At 61.6% G+C, this 21,616-nt stretch carries 20 protein-coding genes; 9 read left to right on the forward strand and 11 right to left on the reverse strand.

Annotated features, from left to right (window positions below; translation table 11 throughout):
- Nucleotides 1–54 precede the first annotated feature (54 nt).
- From QXU72_03315 to QXU72_03330, 4 genes are all read left to right on the forward strand, one after another.
- Nucleotides 55–750 (forward strand): MBL fold metallo-hydrolase, encoded by a 696-nt coding sequence (locus QXU72_03315; GenBank protein MEM0494285.1) that lies wholly within the window; start codon nucleotides 55–57, stop codon nucleotides 748–750.
- An 81-nt stretch (nucleotides 751–831) separates the two neighbouring features.
- Nucleotides 832–1,263, forward strand: coding sequence for a hypothetical protein (locus tag QXU72_03320; GenBank protein ID MEM0494286.1), 432 nt, complete (start codon nucleotides 832–834; stop codon nucleotides 1,261–1,263).
- Between the two features lie 242 nt (nucleotides 1,264–1,505).
- The gene (locus QXU72_03325) at nucleotides 1,506–3,440 is read left to right on the forward strand and encodes a transglutaminase domain-containing protein (protein MEM0494287.1); all 1,935 of its coding nucleotides are present in this window, start codon (nucleotides 1,506–1,508) and stop codon (nucleotides 3,438–3,440) included.
- A 32-nt stretch (nucleotides 3,441–3,472) separates the two neighbouring features.
- A complete protein-coding gene (locus QXU72_03330; GenBank protein MEM0494288.1) occupies nucleotides 3,473–3,595 on the forward strand; it encodes a hypothetical protein in 123 nt (40 codons plus the stop codon).
- A gap of 102 nt (nucleotides 3,596–3,697) precedes the next feature.
- On the opposite strand, the gene QXU72_03335 is transcribed toward QXU72_03330, so the two are convergent.
- Genes QXU72_03335 through QXU72_03355 form a run of 5 tightly spaced genes read right to left on the reverse strand, consistent with a single transcriptional unit; the run spans nucleotide 3,698 to nucleotide 9,351 of the window.
- A complete protein-coding gene (locus tag QXU72_03335; protein ID MEM0494289.1) occupies nucleotides 3,698–4,537 on the reverse strand; it encodes a hypothetical protein in 840 nt (279 codons plus the stop codon).
- A complete protein-coding gene (locus QXU72_03340; GenBank protein ID MEM0494290.1) occupies nucleotides 4,527–5,060 on the reverse strand; it encodes a hypothetical protein in 534 nt (177 codons plus the stop codon). The genes QXU72_03335 and QXU72_03340 overlap by 11 nt, the downstream gene beginning before the upstream one ends.
- Nucleotides 5,033–6,256, reverse strand: a complete 1,224-nt coding sequence (locus QXU72_03345) for a hypothetical protein (protein MEM0494291.1) — start codon at nucleotides 6,254–6,256, stop codon at nucleotides 5,033–5,035. Before QXU72_03345 ends, QXU72_03340 begins: the two co-directional genes overlap by 28 nt.
- Nucleotides 6,257–6,281: 25 nt before the next feature.
- Nucleotides 6,282–8,567 (reverse strand): hypothetical protein, encoded by a 2,286-nt coding sequence (locus tag QXU72_03350; GenBank protein ID MEM0494292.1) that lies wholly within the window; start codon nucleotides 8,565–8,567, stop codon nucleotides 6,282–6,284.
- 4 nt (nucleotides 8,568–8,571) lie between these two features.
- Nucleotides 8,572–9,351 (reverse strand): hypothetical protein, encoded by a 780-nt coding sequence (locus tag QXU72_03355; GenBank protein MEM0494293.1) that lies wholly within the window; start codon nucleotides 9,349–9,351, stop codon nucleotides 8,572–8,574.
- Between the two features lie 80 nt (nucleotides 9,352–9,431).
- On the opposite strand from QXU72_03355, the gene QXU72_03360 reads away from it, so the two are divergent.
- On the forward strand, nucleotides 9,432–10,097 hold the full coding sequence (locus QXU72_03360) for a hypothetical protein (GenBank protein ID MEM0494294.1): 666 nt from the start codon (nucleotides 9,432–9,434) through the stop codon (nucleotides 10,095–10,097).
- Here QXU72_03360 and QXU72_03365 read toward each other — a convergent pair.
- Entirely contained in the window at nucleotides 10,094–11,521 is a 1,428-nt protein-coding gene (locus QXU72_03365; protein ID MEM0494295.1) for a DUF790 family protein, read from the reverse strand. The two genes, QXU72_03360 and QXU72_03365, sit on opposite strands and share 4 nt — an antisense overlap.
- 48 nt (nucleotides 11,522–11,569) lie before the next feature.
- Between QXU72_03365 and QXU72_03370 the strand changes: the two genes are divergently transcribed.
- On the forward strand, nucleotides 11,570–12,937 hold the full coding sequence (locus QXU72_03370; protein MEM0494296.1) for a DEAD/DEAH box helicase family protein: 1,368 nt from the start codon (nucleotides 11,570–11,572) through the stop codon (nucleotides 12,935–12,937).
- Nucleotides 12,938–13,014: 77 nt separating this feature from the next.
- On the opposite strand, the gene QXU72_03375 is transcribed toward QXU72_03370, so the two are convergent.
- Nucleotides 13,015–15,195, reverse strand: a complete 2,181-nt coding sequence (locus tag QXU72_03375; GenBank protein ID MEM0494297.1) for a beta-propeller domain-containing protein — start codon at nucleotides 15,193–15,195, stop codon at nucleotides 13,015–13,017.
- Between the two features lie 117 nt (nucleotides 15,196–15,312).
- Here QXU72_03375 and QXU72_03380 point away from each other — a divergent pair, with 117 nt between their 5' ends.
- Nucleotides 15,313–15,708 carry a winged helix-turn-helix domain-containing protein gene (locus QXU72_03380; protein ID MEM0494298.1) on the forward strand — a complete coding sequence of 132 codons (396 nt, stop codon included), beginning with the start codon at nucleotides 15,313–15,315 and terminating at the stop codon, nucleotides 15,706–15,708.
- A 38-nt stretch (nucleotides 15,709–15,746) separates the two neighbouring features.
- Entirely contained in the window at nucleotides 15,747–16,286 is a 540-nt protein-coding gene (locus QXU72_03385) for a YkgJ family cysteine cluster protein (GenBank protein MEM0494299.1), read from the forward strand.
- Here QXU72_03385 and QXU72_03390 read toward each other — a convergent pair.
- On the reverse strand, nucleotides 16,283–17,155 hold the full coding sequence (locus QXU72_03390; protein ID MEM0494300.1) for a GNAT family N-acetyltransferase: 873 nt from the start codon (nucleotides 17,153–17,155) through the stop codon (nucleotides 16,283–16,285). The two genes, QXU72_03385 and QXU72_03390, sit on opposite strands and share 4 nt — an antisense overlap.
- Nucleotides 17,156–17,277: 122 nt before the next feature.
- On the opposite strand from QXU72_03390, the gene QXU72_03395 reads away from it, so the two are divergent.
- Complete coding sequence (locus QXU72_03395; GenBank protein MEM0494301.1) at nucleotides 17,278–18,339, forward strand: iron-containing alcohol dehydrogenase; 1,062 nt, start codon at nucleotides 17,278–17,280, stop codon at nucleotides 18,337–18,339.
- A 10-nt stretch (nucleotides 18,340–18,349) separates the two neighbouring features.
- Here the strand turns inward: QXU72_03395 and QXU72_03400 are convergent, their stop codons facing one another.
- The 3 genes from QXU72_03400 to QXU72_03410 all read right to left on the reverse strand — a co-directional run bounded on the left by QXU72_03400 (nucleotide 18,350) and on the right by QXU72_03410 (nucleotide 21,525).
- Nucleotides 18,350–19,339 carry an FAD-dependent oxidoreductase gene (locus QXU72_03400; protein MEM0494302.1) on the reverse strand — a complete coding sequence of 330 codons (990 nt, stop codon included), beginning with the start codon at nucleotides 19,337–19,339 and terminating at the stop codon, nucleotides 18,350–18,352.
- Between the two features lie 121 nt (nucleotides 19,340–19,460).
- Nucleotides 19,461–20,309 (reverse strand): radical SAM protein, encoded by an 849-nt coding sequence (locus QXU72_03405; GenBank protein ID MEM0494303.1) that lies wholly within the window; start codon nucleotides 20,307–20,309, stop codon nucleotides 19,461–19,463.
- A 1-nt stretch (nucleotide 20,310) separates the two neighbouring features.
- Complete coding sequence (locus tag QXU72_03410; protein ID MEM0494304.1) at nucleotides 20,311–21,525, reverse strand: Nre family DNA repair protein; 1,215 nt, start codon at nucleotides 21,523–21,525, stop codon at nucleotides 20,311–20,313.
- Nucleotides 21,526–21,616: the final 91 nt, after the last annotated feature.

Consider the following 21,616-nt stretch of genomic DNA (forward strand, 5'->3'; position numbering starts at 1 on the left):
GCAGTGCACGTTCACCAGCCGCTTAGGTTTAAAAGCCTCGCGGCTCTACAGGGTGTGGCTTTACCTGCGGGAAAATCTAGCGTACGGGTCACGGTTCTCTACGACAACCAGGAGCTCGATAAACGCCTGATCGCTTCGCACGGCTTCTCCTGCCTTATCGAGGTGAACGGTGAGAAGATTCTATTCGACACTGGAGGAAACCCCGCTGTGCTGTTCTACAACATGGGGGTTCTCGGCTTGAACCCCCGGAGCTTAACCGCTGTAGTGGTTTCACACCACCACTGGGACCATGCGGGAGGCCTCTCGCACATACTCTCGCTGAACCCCGGGATTCGCGCAGCGCTGCCTACAAGCAGCGACGGGCACGTTACCGAGAGCGCTCGCACCGTGGGGCCCCTAGAGGTAGACTACAAAGGTGTCAGGATCAGGGAGCAGGCTCTAGCCGTAGCTACCCCTGAAGGGGTCGTGCTTTTGGTCGGCTGCGCTCACCCCGGAGTCGAGAAGCTTGTCTCAGAAGCCGCGAAAGTTTTCCCGGGAACCCGCGTGGCGGCAGTGATCGGAGGCTTCCACCTGGTGGAGAGCAGAGAGGAGGAGGCCGTCAGCGTTGCCTGGAAGCTTCGAGCGCTCGGCGTCGAGAAAGTTGCCCCCTGCCACTGCACGGGTAAACGCGCAGCCGAAGCCATGAGCCGCGTCTACAGGAGTGTTCTGCCGTGCGGAGTCGGAGCAAGCTACAGCTTCGGCGGCGCGTAGAAGGTTTCCGGGAAGCCTCGGGGGACGGGCAGGGCTTCGAGCACCAATAGACTTATTAACTATTGTTATAGTTAACTAAGCGTGGCGGAGTCCCGTACCGCCTTCAAGCTGCACGAGCCTCTACAGCGCGCTGTGGAAGACTACTTGCGCACCGCGCACAAGCTGTGCGAGGAAGCCACGAGAGCCCTCGCCCAGAGGGGTCTTCCCGAGGCTGCTGTGAAAGCTTGGTCTGCAGTCCTCCACGCTACAGCAGCACTCGTAACTGCTGCGAGCGGGAGGCTCTGCTCGCTGAGCGATGTGCTGCACGGGGAGCCTGTAACGAGCTTTTTCACGAAGATTTGCCCTGCAAGCGCTGAGGAGCTCGGAGCGCTGTTTCGCAGCGTTCGCAGCGGGTACTGCGATGCTGTCTATAACGGGTGGATCTCTGGAGACCAGGAGCAGATCGTCCAGGAGGCAGGAGAGTATCTGAAGCGCGTGAGCGAGCTCCTCGAGCCCCCAAGTGCCAGACACTGAGCTAGAGCGGCTAACTCTAATAGCCAGGGTGGCATCTACCGGGGCGACTAGAGGTAGGTGTGTCACAGTTTCCGCGAAGTTAGGGAAGGAGCTTGGTACCGCTTGTCGGCTTAGGTGTTCTCCGGGGGTTTTAGCACAGGTATAAGGCTAGAACTGGTTTCGCGGACCGCGCGCCCCCCTCTCCGCGGGGAAGGTTGCAAAGCCTTTTATTCGGTCCAGCTTCATGTAGGCGGGAAGCAGTCTTGCCTCGCGCAGCTGCAGCCCTGCTCGCAGCGGTCGTGCTTCTCGCGAGCTTCACGCCCGCTCAGCCCACCCTCAAGATCACGGAGATTGAGCTCGGCCACTTGAGAGGCGGGGTCTTCGAGCCAAACCCTTCCCGGGTTTTCAGCGCCGGCGAGCCTGTAGCTCTCCGAGTCACGCTCAGCGTTCCCACGGCCCTGCCGGTGCGCTTCGAGGCAAAGCTCGTCCACCCCCTCGGCCCAGTGATCAAGGCGGTCTCCCAGAACCTCGAGCCCCTCCCGCGAGGAGGAGAGTGGGTGCTCACGGCAGTGCTCGACCTGAGCGGCTTGCCGGAGGGCTACTACCGGCTTGCGCTAGCTGCGGAGGCTGGCGGCAGCCGCGTTGAAGACAGTGTGGTTTTCTACTACCGCGGGCTCGTCGCGCTGAGGAACGTGGTCGAGGCGCTGTACGAGGTGAGGGTGGAGGGAGAGGGGGATCTCGAAACCCTGATCGTGGCGCTACCTAACGACCCTCTGGCCAGGCTCGTCGGAGAGCCTCTCATCACCCCCAGGCCTAGCGCGGTGCTCAGGGACGGCTTGGGGAACGCTTACGCCCTCTACAGGAACGTTAAGGTGCGAGGGGTCTTCAGGGTTATCGTCGGCTTCACAGCTGTCCAGGAGCTCACGTACGTCAACGCAGACGCGCCTCTCAGCGAGCCCCCGCCTGCAGAGGTGAGAGCCTTCCTGGAGCCCGCCCCGCTCATCGAGTCCAACCATCCGGACATCGTGAGCTTAGCGAGGAGGCTGACCGCGGGCGCGAGCACCTACAGGGAGGCGCTGAGCAGGATCGCGGACTTCACCTCCTCCACGATCAAGTACGATGAGGCGGTCGCCAGCCTCCCCAACTACAACCAGCTCGGCGCGCTCTGGACCCTGAGCGCCAGGAGGGGTGCGTGCCTCCAGTTCGCCAGGCTCTTCACAGCTCTGGCGAGAGCAGCTGGCATCCCAGCGAGGGTTGTGACAGGCTTGAGCGTGAAGCCCCCCGGTGTCGAGGGAGAGGCTATCACCCACGCGTTCGTCGAGGCCTACATCCCCGGCTACGGCTGGCTCCCGGTCGAGCCCCAGCAGCGCGGCTCGATGCTCGGCTTCGCCCCGCCAGCGCCAGGCTACATCGCCCTCGTGAGAGGCTCGGGCGAGCGCACAGAGCTCGCGGGGGCTGAGCGGGAGGCAGTTCCCTTCCTCCTAATGTACACGGGCTTCCTGCGAGCTTCCTTCAACTACACGGGCCGGATTTACCCCGCATCCCAGCCGCCGGCAGCCCTCCAGCTCCACGTCCAGGTACCGCAGCGCGCTTTCTTCGGCGACAAGCTCAAGGTCCAGCTGCCCCAGCTCCCCGGAGGTATCTGCGAGATCGCAGTGCGTGCGCCAAGCTTCACCTCGACCGCAAAAGCCTCCTGCGGCGGGCTCTTCGAGCTTGAGCTTAACGAGACCGGCAGCTGGCTCATCGAGCTTTTCGCCTGGGCACCGGGCTACCTGCCTGCGCACGCCAGCGCCGAGGTGCTCGTGGAGCCGAAACCCCTGAAGCTCTTTCTGAGCATTGCCGACAGCGCTCTCTTCAGGAGCGCAGAGATAACTGCCGTTACGCAGCCGCCAGTGCCGCGCGCAGAAATCCGCTTCACCGTGAAAACCTGCTACTACAGCGAGAAGCTAGCCGCGGTCACCGACGAGCACGGAGTCGCAGTAGTTCGCACAGGCCCCCTCCTGCTCCCCTGCCAGCTCGAAGTCTCAGCGAGCACCGCGCCCAGAGGCTACGCGGAGGCTACCTCGTCTCTAGAGACCTCAGTGGAGGTGCCGGCTGAGCTCTACCTGGTCGCTGCAGCAGCGCTCATCGCCGCAGCGCTAGCGAATGTGAGGAGAAAGCCCCGCGCAGGCTTACACCCGGCTGTGCCGGCTGGTTAACGGCTCCCAAGAGCCTATCGAGGGTAAACAATATGACTGAGAAGAGCTCTTCTAAAGCGATGAGAATCTTCAGGCCGGTCGAGCGGAGGAGAAGGATAAAGAAGAGGATGAAGAGAAGATACGTAGTCGAAAGGTGCGACCCCTTCATCTTCTAGCCTTTTAAGGCCGCTGGAATTTTTCCAATCGAGTGAGCCTTTTTGGAGTAGCAGCTTCGTGACCGCAGCCGTCTCTGAGTACGCTTACGGGCTGAAGCAGCCTTACGGCACGGTGGACTGGGCTAAGACGAGAATGCCGCGCTCATCGGAGGCGACTATGAGGAACCTCGTGCCCCTCCTCAGCCTTTCCTCTACCGTGATCCTGTAGTAGCCGAAGCCTTCGTAAGTGACGTCCTTGATCTTCGCCTTCACCCACTTCTCCGCGGAACTGTCGAAATAGTAGAGCTCAACCCACCCCCTCGCTAGGAGCGCACCGTAGTAGGTGCCGTTATCCACAAGTGCTCTCAGCCTTACGGTGCTGTTAGAGCTGTAGAACGTGTCGATGATGAGCGTGAAGCCTATCAGGGAGCGGGTTTCCCAGTTGTAGAAGCCCGCGTTTGTCAGGTTCAGCCTCATCCAGCCGCTAATGTAGGAGCCCGCCGCCGTCTTGTTCCAGTCGATGAGAATCACGGGGTTCTGCAGAGGTTCGGGAGCCCTGCCTAAGAGGTGTAGGACTCTGGGAGGCTCCAGCGCCCAAGCGAGCTGAAGCCCCTGCTCCGCGAATATAACTCTCGCCGCTGTCGCCCAATTCTCGATAAACCTGGCGGCTACGAGCCCTGCTGAGGAGAGATTGCCCGGCTCCAGGCCTTGATCCTCGAACCTCGACACGAAGTCGGAAAACCGAGTGTGGTTGTAGTAAGACCTTGTCGCGAGGGCGAGCATCGCCGCAAGCGCCCTGTTGAAGTCGGCGGTCACAGCACCCACAGTCTCCCTGACTACAAGGCCCCTTGTCCTCAGGAAGAGTGCGTGAGTGTGGTACGTTACCAGGAGAAAACTCATCACTATGAGACCCACGATGAGAATCGCAGCAACCAGCATCTGGCCTCTGCGCCTAACCAGCATACCCGATCACCAGGACCACGTAGAGCATCCTCCCGCGCATGCTGTCCGGGTCGCGTGTGCAGACGTAAACGTACTGGATGGACTCGCTCTCGATCAGGGTCGCTCCCGGCTTCATGTTGGTTATACCTCCACTATCTAGCCGCCGTATCACCGGCAAGCCCCCCTCCCCCACCTCTACCGAGTAGACCTCCATAGAGAACACTATTCCTGGGGGCAGGTTGGAGTACACGAGCATGCGCATTCTCCCTTCCCACGTGCTATCACCCGAGAAAGCTCCCTCCAAGACTCGCTCGAATGCCCCAGCGTCGGCAAGGTTTCCGAGAAGGTTGTAGGCCAGTCTCCTCAGATCGCTTACTTCGCGCAGGTACACGCTCCTCAAAGGCCTCGTGAAGTTCATCACCATGATGATGACAGCTACTACCATGAAAACTGCGAGCACCAGCTCGACTAGCCTTATCTGCCCCCGCCTAGAGCTGCGCCCGGGCTCCCGGAGCGTCAAGGCAACCCCTCGCTCCACCGCCAAACGGTTAAGCGCACCACGTACGGGTAGTTGTAGATCTGTGCGATTCTCGTGAGCGTAACAGCGTTCACGGGCTGAGCGCTAGTAGGCCCATAAGAGATGTCGATCTCGGGGATCCTGCTGATCACGATAGCTCTCCAGTCCCCCCTCCACTTGCCGAAGATGATCACGTGGCTCGAAAGCATCTCTAGATAGACGACCTTCCCGATCAGGTAGTTAACCCCCTGGCGCCGCCTCGAGGGGAGGACGTTCCCGGCAACCTCGTGGCACCACTCAGGGTCGTTAGGCATCGATCTGCACCAGATAACGTCTGTCGGCTCAAGAAGGATTGAGTACTGGGGCACTACCTGCACGATCTCATCTTTCACGATCACGGCTCCCGGAGCGGCATCTTCAGGTCTCTCGATGAACACGTTGCTACCGATGATGTAGCCGCTGACAGGAGAGCCGCCTATGTCTGGCGAGTAGCCGACGACGCTCACGAACCCCTCCCAGTTTATGTGCAAGACGAGGAAAGTTGAGGGGAATTGACCACCACCTACACGCAAACTGGATACATCTCCCGAGTAGTCGAGCGTGCAGAAGCCGATAGCATCGGTAACGCAGCTCCGGCTGAAGCTTTTTAGCTCATCGAGGTCGATCGCCTGCCCTGCGCCTCCCTTAAGGAGGGCGACGACGTAGAGCCCCGATACCTTAGCGTTGGGTAAGCCTACCCCGTAGAAGTTCACCACCTGTACTTCAAACCTCGAAGCTATGTTTCCGGTCCAACCTGTGGTATTTACTCTAGCGGTGATGAGCGGCTTCATCTCGAGCCTGAAGCCGTACTTGCCCTTGATGCCCAGGAGCTCGGCTATCTTCTCTGCGTCCACCGGCATGGGGTTAGGTAAGATGCTCAAGTTCGCCAGCCTCATCACTTTGTCGGGGTCAACGATGTAGGGTGCTGCCGCACCAGCCAGCGCGATGCCGAAGTCCGTGAGATTCTCCTGCGTGATTAGGGTGTTGGAGCCCCAGTCGTAAGGGTAGCCGGGTGTGAGCAGAATCTTATCCATAAGCCTCTCTGCTACCGTGAAGAGCTGCTCCGCTTTCACGTTCTCCGCCGTCCTCAAGGGAGACTCGATCATCTGAGTAGCCGCTAGGAGGACCAAAGCTATGAGAACCCCGATGGCGATGTACTCGAGTACAGGGTGCATCCTACCCACCTAGCAGAGTAGCGGCTTAAATCCCTTACGAGGAAACCAGGTAGAACGCATCCCCGCCAACCAGCATGCTGTAACTCTTTCGCAGCGCCTCCCGCCCATAAGGGTCTATAATCACGAGCTCCGCGCCGCTGAGAATCGGCCCGCTCACGACTGATAGGCCGACCTCGCCTGAACCGCTTGAGACAGACCTGGCTATAAGCTGCCCCCCTGACCACAGCTCGGCAGCCCAACCCGCTGGCAGCCCGTACACCTTCACGTAGCGGGAGTCGCCAGTAGCGGCAACAACGTCGTCGAACTCGCCGGCCCCTTCGGATATGAAGAGTGCTAAGTAGTATGGTTCGAAGGCTCCCGGAACCCTGCTCTCTTTCGCAAGCAGCAGTTTAGCGCCGCTGTCATATAGCTCGAAGATGAAGTGCGCCATACTCCCGTCGTAGGAGTACTTTAGGAAGAGCGTGTACCATCCCACTGCGAGGTTGCTGGCGGTGGAGCTCGTATCCAGCTTATCCCAGCTTCCACCCACCTCAAACCTCTCAAGTAGGAGCTGCGCAGAAGTGTTCCTAGCTCTGAAAACCGCAACGTCATAGAGCTTCTTTAGATCCTGGCTTAGAAGCGCGAAGCCCCTATAAACATCCTGGTCACTTTTGTCGAAGTACAACCTTACAACTGCAGTGAAACCCGAAGCGTAACCGGAGATGCTGCTCTTCCAGTAGTAGGCTATGGCACACCTTCTCAACTGACCCTTCCCGGAACACAGTGGTGTGCTCCCGGTCATCTGCCCTCCGAGCACCCCAGAAGATACTTTCCACTGCCCCCCGTACTCCACCCAGTCCCCTGGTGTGGAGCTGAAGTCTTGGCTGAGAAAGGCTGAGGAGATGGGGCCGGAAAGCTCCTTCGCTGTAACTGTCACGAATGCTGAGTCCTGCAGCGTGCCCGAGCTTACGAGCGAGACGTTCCACTTGTAGACTCCTTTCTTCGCTGGCAGAGTGGCCCAGAAGCTTACCTCTACTGAACTGCCGGCATCTACGGTGATCCCGCTAGCTACCTGGCTACCGTTCAGGAGAAGATCTACCGTCGCTGGAGCAGCGCCGGAGTTCTTCACCCTTGCGTGCAGCTTTGCTGTCCAGCCAGCTAGCCCTTCAACAGTTGCATTTATCCAATCAATTTCGAGAAACGCGTCTAAACTTCTGACCTGGATGAGTACCGAGTAAGCTTCGACGCAGCTCGTCTCCTTCGTCTCTACCGCAAGCTCCGCGGTGTACGTGCCTGGAAGATCCGGCAAGAGCACGGGTATTGTCGCGTTGACAGCTTGCCCCTCATCGAGCTGTTGTTCGTAGACCTCTGTACCGTTATAGAGCACTCGCGCGCTCCCCGGGTAGTTGCCCACATTGGTCAGCGTCAGGTTGAGCAGCGCTTGAGAGCTGGGGAAGCCCGAGAGGCGCCTGCTGTAATCGGTGATTATCACGCGTGGCTCACCAGCCAGGACCTCGAAGATGGCTTGGTCGTGGGTGAGCCAGCTGCCGTAGGGCCCCGGCCCCTCGCAGACTACTCTCCAGCGGTAGGATCCGGGTGCTGAGCTCAACCTGAGAGAGAGGCTGCCCCACCTAAACTCCCTGCTGGGGACCGCCAAGCTGGTCTGGTTCACCAGCTCTCCCAGCTCGTTGTACACCTTCACGTCGAAGCTTCCGGTCGAGCCTCCCGCGTTGTACACAACGAAGTTGAACTGGTGTGTAGAGCCTGCGAGTCCAGCGAGTTTCGAGTTCCAGCTTGCGAGTAGGCACATGGGTAGCGATCCCGGAGAAACTGCTCCGGGAGGCTGAAGCGTGAAGCCGACGTAAACGGTGTCGCCGGTTTTCACTGCGATGATCGCAGGCTCTAAGCCGGGCGGGGTGGGGATCAGGATGTGCTGGGACACTGTGACTTCGCCGAATCTGACTACCCCGCTAACAGCGTACACAGGCGCTTTCCCGAAGTTCGGGGTGACGACGACCTTAACCTGCTGCAGGAGCTGCAGCTGCGCTTTCACGAGGATAACGTTCTCCGCGACGTTCTCCAGAGAGAGGTTGTACGGCTGGTCCCCGAGCAGGGGCGGTAGGGTGAGCTTCATGTAAGTGTACTCTCCTCCGCCCAGCGTTTGGAGGGATACGAGCTCGACGAGCTCTCTCGCGCAGCTCTCCGCAACTTCCGAGAGCATCACGCTCAACGCATCTAAGTAGGCTATCTGCTGCACTGCGGAGATGGAGGCGGCGACCAGCAGCGCTACCCCCAGGAGCGCGATTGTGCCGATAACGTGAGTGATTACCGGCTCCGGCACTCGATCACCCCGTGCCGACCTCCACCTGAGACACCTTAACGATCACGACGGAGCCCAGAGCTGAAGGAGAACCGGTGAGCGTTAGCGAGCTGCTTTTAGAGCCGTACTGGGCTACCACGTTGAGAACCGGCGTGTCGAACCGGTACTCGTTCACGACCACCCCCCTGTTCCTGAAGACCAGGAGCACTGTGCCGGAGCCGCCGAGCCTACCGAAGCTCATATTGATCACGTGGATTACGTAGAAGTTGTACGGCAAGCTCTGCAACCCTTGCTGCACGTGAGTCAGTCCGCTGTACGTAGCTCTAACTCTGTATGTTTCAAGCACCGCGCAAGCCCTCCCGCTGAAGATCTCATACGCTACGGCGAGAGGCTCCCCCTCCTCTATGACCAGCCTGTCTACCTCCTCGAAGAAACCTGTCTCGGGGTAGAGGAGCCTCGGCACGGTCGTCACGAGAGAGCCTCCGCAGAGCTTGACGGAGCCCGGCAGAAGCCTGAGAACCTCTCTACCGTTGATGGAGACGACTAGAGGCGTGCTGCTCCGCTCGAAGTTCAACCCCGTGCTGGACAAGCTGAGCCTCACGCTCCTCGCGCCGCCCGTACCGAAGCTTACCTGCTCGAGCGCGCTCGCTGCGTAGGCTAGCAGGCTCTTAGAGTACTCGTACTCCATCAACTGCCGGTTCATGTCGATGAGCGTGGTCGAGTAGTAGATCGCCACCGAGACTACTGTGAGCATGATGCTCGCTAGGATTACAGTAGCCACTACGGGCGAGATGCCTCTACGCATGCTTCCCGAAAGGAAAAGGGAGGACGAAGATTTAGACTTTCCGGCATCATGCTCTTAAGACTGCAAAGGCACCACATCCTATGCTTTTGAAGAGCTGCTCGGAGCACCCTCGAGAACTACCCGGAGACTTTCATCCGATTAGGCGCTGGGTCATCATCCCTCTCGCCTCTCTGCTAGCACTCGTCGTCGCTGCAGCCATTTTCGCGCACTTCAGCAGCTCAGCGGTAGAAGCCGATTCGGCGCATCGGAAACCTGAGCAGCAGGAGGAGGTTGAGGCGAGCAGCCCCAGCAGCGAGCCGCCGGCGCTACCTCAAGTCGAGCCGCCTCCGCCGAATCGCACTTCACAGCTCACCCCACCGCTGCGCATCTGCAGGTCCTTCTCGCTCAGAGTCACTCTAAAGGAGGGGGACCTCGCGGGGCCCGAGGCGGCAGTTTTCTCCGAGAACACGACCCTGGAAGTCCTTAGCGTCAGAGGGAGCTGCACCGCAGCTCTCGAGACAAGCGTGGAGGCGAGGTTTGAGAGCGGCTACCTTATCCTCACTGTCTCAGTACCGAGCCCGACGCCATGCCACAGACTAGAGGTCACTAACGTAGCTATCTCGAAGAACTCTGTCACAGCCGAGCTTCGCCTCGTGGAACCCGAAGGGTTCTGCGTGCAGTGCTTGGGGTCTGTAGAAGCTGAGATAAAGCTGGGCCCCGCGCCGCCCGGCAGGTACTCCGCATGCCTTACCCCGCTATCCTGCTAGGCGCGCTTAGCCCTCCTCAAGAGCGATGCACCGATGTCTAGCCCCCTCCACTCAATTTCGAGGCCCGCTGCTCTGATCGCTTCGAAGCACTCCTCCTCGGTGAGGCCGAGAGCTGTAAGCTCTCGGATCACTTGGTCGAGAGTCTTTCCCTCGGCGTTCTCGAGGAGCTTCAGCGCTTCTGGAGGCACCTTCCTGGCTTCGCGCAGCTCTTCGCGCGGCTCTCGCCTCTCCACCTCCAGCGACTTGAGGATCCTGTAGACGCGCTCCACGGGGACTTTCCTTCGGAAAGTGATCACCGTGTGCGGCAGGTCGAGCGGGCCTGTAGCGCAGGCCCCCTCTTCGTCTACCGCAACGATCATCGTGACGCCGCTCAGGGCCCTGAGCTTCTCAACCTTCCTCTTGAGGTAGCCCGGGGTCCAGAAGCCCACAATCTCCATGTACACCTTCACCCCGTTCTTCTCGAAAGCGAAGTCGGGGATCAGCACGTGGCTCCCGGCGACCAGCGGCTCAGGCTCCCTGACGATAGACCAGCCGCTGCCAGCGGAAAGGAAGCTCTTGTGGAACTCTCTCTCCACGCTGCTGTCGTACTCGACGGGCTGCGGCTCGCGCTTCGGCAGCGGCGGCGCGGAATCGCTGCTCAGCTCGAAGAGGAGCTGGCCGCGCCTCCCTTTAATCTGAGCGGAGACGCTCCAGTGCTCGGCGGCCACGATGAAGGGGAGGAGCTTCGCCAGCCTTGTCCCGTACCTCTCGGTCTGCCTGAGCAGGCTGGCGGGCCCCTCGAGCTCGAGGACCAGCATGCTTCCCGAGGCGGAGGCTGTGTACATGAGCCCCAGCCTCTTCACCCAGCGGAGCAGGTGCTTCACCTCAGTTCCCGAGGCGCGGATCGCAGCCTTGATGTTCAGAGCCCTGAAGAGGACGGTCTGGGCAGCGGAGAGGTTGTACTCGCGGATCAGATCCTCAGGCTTCACGGGCTCGAAGCGGGAGAGCGTCTCCTCATCTTCGTGCACTGCTTTCAGCGCAACCTCCACTTCCTCCGGCTTGAGCCCCAGCTTCCCCGCTACCTCTCTGACGACCGATGCTCGCTCTGCTTCTGACACGGCTGCGCCCAGCCTGCCAGCAGCCCGGAAGACTTCTAGCCTGACGCGCACAGGCTCCACGGGCAGTTGCGGCGCCGAGAAGGTGGACTCGCGGAGGAGGATGTGCGCGAGCCCCCTGACGACCTTGTAGTGGACACCTAGCCGGAAAGCTCTCTCCTCGATCTCGCCCAGCTTCTCCTCCAGCTCGCCCCGCTTTCTACCGACGTGCTCCTCGAAGGTTCTAACCAGCTCCTCGGCGATGTACAGCTCTTCCTCGCGCATCGTGAGGAAGAGCGGGAGGAGCCTGCCCCTAGCTGCCCTGACCACCAGCAGCTCCGCCGGCAGCAAAGCCCTCTAGCGTTACCTCAGGCGCAGGCTCAAATACCTGTCCTCTTAGTGAGCAGGGGGCGCCGCTTGGAGCTAGTTTACGACCGCGGAACAATCCTCCTGGTCGGTGCACCGCCTAGCTTCAAGCCGCCCCCGTACTTCAGGTACGACCCCCGGGTCAGGGCCTACAGGGCGCTAGCCAAGGACTACTGGAGGGCGCTGAGCGACCTGCCAGGGGTCAGGGACAGCGTGCTGTCCGAGCCGGAGTGCGCGTGGAGCAGCGCGAGCATCCCTCTGAGGCCCTACCAGGAGGATGCTCTCGAAGCTTGGCTCGCCTCCGGCATGAGAGGGGTTGTCGTGCTGCCCACAGGCGCTGGAAAAACCAGGGTTGCTCTAGTCGCGGTCGCGGAGCTCCGGTGCCCCACGCTCGTCGTCGTGCCGACGCTGGAGCTAGTGGATCAGTGGTCGAGGGAGGTTCGCAGGCTGCTGAGAATGGAGGCCGCGGAGTTCACAGGGGAGTCGAAGGAAGTGGGCTGCGTCACGGTGGCAACGTACAGCTCCGCCTACTTGAACGCGGAGCAGCTCGGGAACAGGTTCCGCCTCCTCGTCTTCGACGAGGTGCACCACCTCCCCGGCGAGGCTTACAGGCAGATCGCAGAGCTCGCAGCAGCGCCGTGGCGCATGGGCCTCACAGCCACGCCTGAGCGCCCCGACGGGCTGCACCAGCTTCTCCCCGACCTCGTCGGGCCCATCGTGTACCGGGCTTCGCCCTCGGAGCTGCGCGGCAGGTACCTCGCCGAGTTCGAAGTGGTGCGCATCCACGTCGACATGCCGGAGAGCGAGAGGAAGAAGTACGAGGCTCTCGTGGAGAGGTACGAGAGGATTCTCTCCAGCCTCGGCCTCCGCGTGCGGACTAGGGAGGATTTCGAGAAGCTCGTGCTGCTGAGCTCGAGGAGCCTAGAGGCCAGGGAGGCTCTGCTCTCCCTGCTCGAGGCGAGGAAGCTCGCTTTCAGCGCTGAGGCGAAGCTCGAGAAGCTCGCCGAGATCCTGGAGAAGCACCGCGGCGACAAGATCATCATCTTCACGGATAGCAACGAGCTGGTGCGCAGGATCTCGCTGAGGTTCCTCATCCCCGAGATCACCCACAAGACCAGCAAGGACGAGAGGAGGATAGTCCTAGAGATGTTCCGGAAAGGGGAGGTGAGGGCCATCGTCACGAGCCACGTTCTAGAGGAGGGGGTCGACGTCCCCGACGCCTCAGTAGCGGTGGTGATCAGCGGTACGGGCAGCCCCCGGGAGTTCATCCAGAGGCTGGGTAGGCTGCTCCGCCCCAGAGAGGGGAAGAAAGCAGTCCTCTACGAGCTTGTGGCGCGCGGCACGAGGGAGGTCTACGTCTCCAGACGGAGGAGGGCTGGCCTCCGAAGCCGGAGAGCCTGAGCTTCCCGTGACGTTGCCGCGCGCAAGCCGGAAAAACACCCTACCGTAAGCCTTCCCGTAAGGAGGGAGTTTGAGTGCTAGCCAGAGCTGCGGCCGGCTAGCTCGAGAGGTATTTCAGCTACCTGGTTGAAGCTGTCCGCGTCAAACACCCTGACCTGGCTCGGGGAGACCGTGTAGATCTCGCTTCCGATGTAGAGGCTCCTCGAAGCCCCCGGGTGCTCCAGGAGGGTCGTGAAGCTCACAGCCCTCTCCTTGATTTCGAAGACCGCGACCCCTTCTATGTTGCCCCGAGCGGTCAAGGGGATGAGCGCCAAGCTCCTGCTGAGCCAGACCTGAACCGCGTGGTGGTCCTGGAGGGCTGGCGAGTAAGCACCAGCCAGCTTGACGCTCGAGATTTCGCGCATCGCGCCGGGGTCTGAGACGTCGAAAAGCGAGACTTTCAGGGAGCTGCTGTCCGGGTCGAGGCCTACCCCCAGGAGGAGGCCGCCGGGCAGCGGGTGAAGGTACTCGCTGAAGCCCGGAATCTTCACGTAGCCGAGGACTCTCGGCGCAGCCGGGTCGGAGACATCGATCGCGAAGAGCGGGTCGACGTTCCGGTAAGTGACCAGGTAGAACGTGTCGCCTACCAGGCGGCTCGAGTACACTCTCTCGCCCGGCGCGAGCCCAGACAGGTTGCCCACGACCTTCAGGTCGGCCAGCCTAACGGTGAAAACACAGTTGTCAGGCTCTAGCGCCTCAGGCCAGAGGCTCACGTAGAACCTGCGCCACCCCGCCGGGTACTGCGTCGTGTTCGGCTTAACCACCTTCTCCACGCACCGCGCCTCTTCGCACTCCACGACCCTGAGCTCGCCGGGCTCGCGCGGAACCACTCTCGGCCCCTCCACGACGACGCCCTTAACCACCCAAGCGGCTCGCGTTGCCGCGACGATGAAGTACCCTCTGTGTTCCTCCATGGAGAACTGGTCCAGCACAACCCCCGGGACCGAGAAGGAGCCCAAGTAGCCGACCGCCGTGCCGTTAACGCGGAAGACGTGGAAGCTCGTGCCATCCCAGCTGAGCCTCACCCTGGCGGCAGCCTCCGCAGCTAGCCTGTGAGCCTCTTCGAAGGAGAGCCTCGAGATGTACTCGAGGAAGGCTTCGAGCGCTCCCGTGATGTTGCCGCGCGCGAGCTGGGAAACCATCCTGCTGTAAAGCTCCTCCGGGACGAGCCCGGAGAGGCTGCGGAGGAACTGCTCGTAGAGCTCCTCCACCCTGGGCGCTGCAGAGTAGCCTACGTACAGGCGCTCCCCGCTCATGTAGAACCAGCCGCGCCCGCTGAGCTCGGTGAGTATGGAGAGCGTCTCCACTCTACCTGCCAGCAGGTCTAGCGCAAGGACGTTAACGTACCCGTTAGCCCGCGGGCTCACAGCCACAACTCTTCCGGGGTCGATGGGCCTGCCGTTAACCTCGGGGATCTCTACCTCCGCGATCGGCTGCAAGGCCACGAGGTAAACGTTTCTCCCGGTCATCCTCGAGGCGGAGAACCAGCCAGTGACTGTAGCGTTGCTCAGAAGCCTGGGCTTCGCCGGGTCGCTGATGTCGTAGACCAGCAGGGCTGAGATGGGCTTCCCCGGGGAAGGCACCCTGTCGACTGGGAGCACCCGGTACTCCGGAGCCGCGCACACCACGATCAGCTTGCTGTCCGCGATGTAGACGCCGCGGGGGGCGAGCGGGAGCTCGACGACGCTTGCAACGCGCCTCTGAGCAGCGCTGACCAGGTAGACTCTCGAACCCGAAACGGCGGCGATCACGCGCCCGTCCGTCTTCACTATGTCGGGCTCGTCAACCCCCTCCACCTGGATGTTCGTTCGAGAATACTCGGGCCCAGCTTTCTCCTGCGCCACCGAGAGCGGAAAAGATGCGGGCGCAGCTCTCCCAACGTAGATGGGGAGGATGGGGGTGGTTGAGAGGTACTCGCTGAGGCGCTCTGCCTCTAGCTCTGCTTCCCTGAGCGCTGAGACGAAGTTCTTCAGCTCGCTAAGCGAGCTGAAAGTCCTCAACCCTGGGGGCACGTTAAGCGCGGCGGTGGAGATAGGGGCCTCGAAACCCTCCTGCCGGGGCGTCCCCACCGGCTGGGTAGGAGCGCGGGGGGCGACCTGGACCGCGAGCATCGACAGCAGCTGCGGGATCGCGAAGCCGACTAGCAGCGCTAAGGCGAGCGTGAGAGCCCACCTGGCAGTCTTCCTGTAGCTCCCCCTGCCGCTACTTCCTCGGCTCATCGTCAACACAGCGGGGGCGGCTACCTAAAACTCTGAAGGTTGAACGAGCTTGTTCAGCACGCTGGACAGACGGCGAGCCGGGCAAAGCTTTTCTACTATCGCGCCTCTCCCTGCACAGTGTCGGACGAGGAGCTGACCGGCAACGCTCTCAAAATCTACCTGCAGATCCTCGCTAGCAGGAAGCCTGTCGGCGTCAGGGAGCTGGCTAGGGCGCTAGACCTCCCCGTAAGCACGGTGCACTACCACCTTAAGAAGCTGGAAGAAGAGGACCTGGTTCGGAGGAGCAGCGACGGCTACGTCGTTTCCCGCACCGTCGTCCCTCCCGGCTACGTGCTCCTCGCCGGCAGGCCGTTCAAGAGGCTCGCCGTCTACGGCGCCTTCTTCACCGGCTTCTCCCTGGGTGAAGTTTACCTCTGTCTCGCCACAGGAGTAACCCTGGAGCGGGCAGCGCTCGCAGCGGTCACGGCCCTGGCGGCAGCTCTCTTTCTCATCGAGTCGCGGGCCGCGCGGTGACGCAGAGCGCTTTTTAGCTAGCACTCGCTAGTGCCGGGGTGCCAGTGCAGGAGATGTGGGAGCGCTTTCAGCTTCGCGGCGGCGAGGCTCCGGCTAGCGGGCGGGGCTGCGGCGCGGAGCCCTCGAGGGGCTTCTTCACGAGCGCTTTCTGCCGCAGCTGCGGCTTGTGCTGCAGAGCTACCGAGATGATCCTCCTGAGGAAGGATGTGGAGCGCCTCGAGCGGCTGGGCTACCGCAGAGGGGACTTCGCGGTCGAGAGCGGGGGGTTCGCGCGCCTGAGGAACGTGGACGGCTACTGCTACTTCTACGACAAGGCTACCGGGCTCTGCAGGGTGTACGAGCATAGGCCCCTGGGCTGCAGGCTTTACCCGCTCGTGTTCGACGAGGCGAGGGGTGTGCTCCTCGATCCGGAGTGCCCGCTCAGCAGCTTCTTCGCCGAGGACTGTTCCTGTCTCCGCGCCGCGCTGCCCGTGCTGCGCAGCGTGCTTGAAGCGCTGGGCGAGGAGTACGGTGTCAGGTACGATGAGCGTGTCTTCGAGCAGTCTTCGAAAAAGCTTCTGAGCAGCTGCAGGCCTTAATCCTCCTCCAGGTCTTTAGCGAGAAGGTACTCTGTGCGGTGCGTCCTGAAGCCGGAGCGGTACAGCTCCTCGACGATCACCTCCTTCGAGGCGTCCACTGGGATTACCACCCTCTCCGAGCCCTTCTCGACGCTCACGCTCCTGAGGCCGTGCAGGAGCGCTCTCAGAGCCTCCAGCGAGCTGTACGAGGAGATCGCCATGTAGTCCACGAGCAGCTCGTCGTCTGCTGTGAACTCCGCTAACCCTCTCACCCGCTTACCCCTGTAGGCTAGGAGCACCTCCTCACCACCCTGGTACCTCTTGTAAACCATCCTGTCGACAGGCTCCGTCAGCGTGCTCCACCAAGTAGTCGGCTTAAAGCTCCTCAGTCTGCCGAGCACGCTCGCCCGCTTCAGCTTCAGAGCGTAGCCGTTGGGGAGGCTTTCGGGGAGCTTAGCCGGCTCCGCGCTCATGATGAGGATAACTCCTAGGACGCTGTAGCCCCGCCGCAGGTAGAAGTCCAGAGCCCTGAAGTTCCCCTCCTTCACGCTCAGCGCTACGCGCTCTACTCCCTCGCTCTTGAGGACGCTCTCGAGGTCCTCGAGGAGCCTTCCCCCAATCCCCTTGTCCCTGAACGCCGGGTCCACGGCCAAACTGTCGACGTAAGCCTGGCTCCTGCGCTTGTAAGCTATCACGAAGCCCGCGACCTCGCCCCCGACTTCAGCTACGAGAACCTTCCTCCTCCTCGAGCGCACCGAGAGCATAGCCTTGAACCAGCCGAAATCCTCTTCGTCGAGGCCTTCGAGCGAGCGGCGGTGTATCCTGAAGATGGCCTCAACGTCTCTGAGGCAGGCAGGGCGGATAACAAGGGCTGCCTCGCTAGCTGGCAGGGGCTTACCGAGTCAACTCATTACTTGAAACCACCTTGCGGGGACTCCCCTGCACAGCCCCCTTTAAGCTTTTCTACACGCTGCCGGAAACAGTTTTTAGCCCCCAGCGCGGTGAGACGAGCATGCGGATCAGGCCTTCGGGAAGCGCCCCCCTCCGCCTACCCAGCGTTGTGGTGATCGAGGAAGGCGCTCTGGAGGCTCTACCTCAAGTGTTGGCGGAGCTGGACTGCAGGAAGCTGCTCGTCGTGAGCGACGAGAACGTTTGGAAGCTTCTCGGCGACCGCTTAAGCTCGGCGCTGCGGGGGGAGGCGGAGATCCACCTTGCTTTCGCGCCGGGGAGCGACTACCCGACGCTGAACAGGCTAAGGCCTATCGTGACCGAGAACAACCCCTGCGCGGTTCTGGGGCTGGGGGGCGGGAGGCCTATCGACATGGCGAAGTACACGGCTCACCTGGAGCGGAAGCTTTTCGTGAGCGTCCCCACGGTGATAAGCCACGACGGCTTCGCCTCCCCGATCGTAGCGCTGAAGGACGAGCAGGGGAATCCCGTCTCCACCTTCACTTCCCCACCCCATGCCGTGATCGTAGACTTGTCGGTAGTCGCGAGCGCGCCGCGCCGCCTCCTGGCCAGCGGGGTCGGAGACATTCTCGGCAAGCTCACCAGCGTTGCGGACGCTAGGCTCGCTCAGCGTGAGGTGGGCGAGAAGGTGAGCGAGGCAGCTCTCGAGATGGCTCTCAGCGCCTACAGGATAGTTTCCTCGAGCATTGAGAAGCTGTCCACCTGGAACCTGGAGGGCGCGAAGCTCCTGGCGGAGGCCGGGCTACTCGCGGGGATGGCGATGGCTGTCGCAGGGAGCAGTAGACCGTGCAGCGGGAGCGAGCACCTCTTCAGCCATGCGCTGGACAAGCTGTACCCTGGGAGGCGGAGCCTGCACGGCGAGCAGGTCGGCGTCGGCGCTGTCGTGAGCGCATACCTCCACGGCCTCGGCTGGGAGGAGCTCAAGAGGATGCTCCGGGCTGTGGGAGCGCCCGCGACAGTCAGAGAGCTTGGAGTAACCCCAGAGCAGGCTGCGGAGGCTCTCGCGGTGGCTCCTAGCTTGAGGGACCGGTACACGATTCTCCACAAACTCAGGCTGGGTAGAGAAGAGGCTTTGAGGATACTGAGAGAAACAGGGGTTTCTTAAAGCTGGTTAATTACAGAGAGCTCAGGTAGGCGTCGATGCTCTGCGCGGCGAGGCGGCCGCTCCTCATCGCTAAGCCGATGTTCGAGGGCCCGTGCACGACGTCTCCAGCTGCGAAGAGCCCTTTCACGCCGGTCATGTAGTTCTCATCGACAGCGATTGTTCCGTCGCGGTTCAGCTTCACGCCGAGCTCGCTCAGCAGCCTGGGCGGCGTGGCTTCAAGCCCGACTGCAACTACTAGCGCGTCGAGAGGTAGCTCGAACTCGGACCCGGGGATCACCTCCGTGGGGGCTTTCCTGTCTGTCGTGGGCTTCACTCTAACTAGCTTCACCCCTGTAGCGCAGCAAGCTCCCGTTACCTCTAGCGGGATCACGTTCTCGAAAAACCTCACTCCGAGCTTCTCGAGGTGCTTGAGCATGTGCTTTGCTGGCGCTACGCTCATAGGCCTCCTGTACAGGATGATGGGCCTGGCCTTGTACTCGTAGACAGCAAGCTCGCAGATATCGACAGCCGTTAAGCCCGCTCCCACGATCCCGACATCTCCCTCAAGCGGCGGGGGCTCATCGGAGCGGTAGCCGAGCTTGTAGGCCATGAAGTGGCTTATCCAGTCGAGCGCATCGTACACTTTGTGCTTATCTTCGCCGGGGATTCCGAGCTTCCTCCCCTTCCAGGTCCCCGTGGCGACGAGAACTGCGTCGTACTCGCTCAGCAGCTCCCGGAGTGCGCTGGAGTCTACTTCCCTGTTCACGACGAAGCGTACTCCAAGCCTCTTCAGCTGAGCGATACTTTCGCGTACATCCGATTTAGGGATCCGGAACTCTGGTATAGCGAAGAGGAGCATTCCGCCAGGCTCGGGAAGCCGGTCGTAGACGACCACTTCGTGGCCCCTGCAGGCAAGGTACCCTGCAGCGGCGAGGCCCGCGGGCCCTGACCCGATGACGGCGACTTTCCTGCCCGTAGGCTGAGGCGCTTCAGAGCAAGGAGCGATCTTGATCACTGGCACGGATTAAAAATCTTTAAGGTGCTAATTAATATTACCCTTTACTTTAGCAAAGACCGGTGGGACTGCTACACGTGGAGAAGAGCCCTCGGGAGCCCGCGCGGGCAGCCCCCTCTACATAGTCTTAGGTGTTGCTTTGCTGAAAGTAGAAGTCGGTTAGCTTAGCGCTAGCCTTCCTCCTGGGGAAAGCAGGCTCGCAGGTAAGCCCTATCTCCCTGCAGATCCTCTCCACCCTTTCCTCGACGGCTCTCCGCCAGCTAGGCGGCGTAGATGCTGCTAGGGGGTACTCTGCCAGGACTGGTGCTAAGTGCTTCTCGAGGCCCGGCTTCAGGTGCAGGTAGTCGTAGTAAAGCTTCGAGCCCGTCTCGAGAGCAAGCTCAGCAACCTCCCGGATACTTTCCTCCGAGTCATTCACCCCTCTGAGGATAGGCCCCAAGAAGACCCAAGTCTCTAAGCCGGCGCCAGCGACGTCCGCGAGAGCCTTAGCCCTGCTGGAGGGCGGTGGAGCGCGAGGCTCTATCGCGGAAGCAGCCTCGTCGTCCAGGGTCGTGATCGTGAAGCCGACATCAACCCTCCCCCTGTAGGGGGCGAGCAGGTCGAGGTCCCTCGTGACGAGCGGCGACTTCGTCTGAATGCTGACCCTGAAGCCCGCGCTGAGGAGGACTTCGAGGCCCTTCCTCGTGAGCGTCTCCTCGGCTTCTACAGGCTGGTAGGGGTCCGTAGTCGTGGAGACGCCTACTACGCCGGGCCTCAGCCTTCTCACCTCACGCGAGAGAACTTCGACAATGTTCTCCTTGATGTAGACCACCTCGCCCCACTTCTCAGCCACCTCCCTGTACGGTGTGTAGTACCTCGCGTAGCAGTAGAGGCACGCGTGGACGCAGCCGCCGTAAGGGTTGTACGCGTAGTCGAGGTCGTAGAGCCCCGACCTCGTGAGGGCGCGAGAGACTTTCACGCGCAAGTACCTGGGCAACTTAACCCACCTCCAGCTTCCGCTGCAAGAGCATGTCCCTCAACAGCCGGGATGCCTTTAGCCACGTGGAGAGGGGCAGCCTCGTCGAGCGGCTCAGCCTCTCGAGGACTTCGCGGAAGCTGCTGTAGCGCTCCGGTTGGGATCGGAAGAGCTCGCGGACATTCTCCCTTACGAACCAGACCCCGATGGGCAGGAAGAAGCCCTCGTAGATCTCCCTCAGGAGGATAGCAGTCGCCTGCCTCCTCACCTTGACCAGGTACTCCGCGGTGGCTAGCCGCGCCGCGTAGTAGCACCCGCCCAGGCTCGCGTAGGAGTCCCTGCCCCTGAAGCCCTCCCAGTCTCCCTCGACACTCACCTCGATGCCAGGGTTCCACGTTGTGTGGGGGAACCACGCTTCAATCCACTCGTAGCTCCACGAGCCCGGCGCGAGTATCGCGACGAAAGTATTGTCCGCGAACCTCCTCTCGAAGAAAAGGTAGCTGTCCAGCTGCTCGAAGCGGCGGACCTGCCTGAGGAGGTGCCTTGACAGGATGTCGTCAACCGCGGTGATCGACCACCTGGTGGGCACGAGCCTCCTCAGCCTCGCGCTCCCGAGAGCACCCACGGAGAACGCTCTCTGGATCTGCGAGACGGGCACGCCGCTCTCGTAGAGGTACACCACAGCCTCCTCAGCCTTCAAGCTCTCATCCCCGCGAACGCGCTCCAGCGGCTTCGGCACTGCCGGGTTGCTCAGCACGCACACTTTCTCCGCCACCCCGGCGGGCCCGAAAGGCGGGCTGAAGAGGTCTAGGTGTACTCGAGGCTTCGGCGGCTTCTCGAAGCGGATATCCAGCTCCACCGGCTTGGAAGACATCGCGGCGAGCGTGATCTCCTCGAGGATTCTCGGCTTGCGGACATCTGCCTGAACTACGCCGCGAACCAGGCTCAACCTCATCCTTAAAACCTCCTCGAGCGGCATCTCCAGCCACAGCTCAGGCTTCTCGTAGAGTTCAGCGCTACCTCCTCCCGTGGTGACCGCTGGCGCAACCCTAACCTTCGGGTAGCCTACTCTGCCCACGAAGACTGAGGGGGGTGAGAGCTCTTCAAGCTCGGGCGAGGACGGCGGCTTCACAGACTCTACCGCTCTCCACAGCGCGAGCACCGGGCAGCTCCGCTTACCGCAAAGCCCCTTCGCACCCCTGCACAGCAAGCAAAGCTCCGCTCCTCGGCTCGACATCTCCCGGGAAGCTGCCTCGAGAAGCAGAATAAAAACACTAGCATGCAGAACGCTGAAAGTGAGCTAAGGGGGCTGGTACGATACCCCCGGA

The sequence above is a fragment of the Thermofilum sp. genome, from assembly GCA_038741495.1.
Taxonomy (GTDB): domain Archaea; phylum Thermoproteota; class Thermoprotei; order Thermofilales; family Thermofilaceae; genus Thermofilum.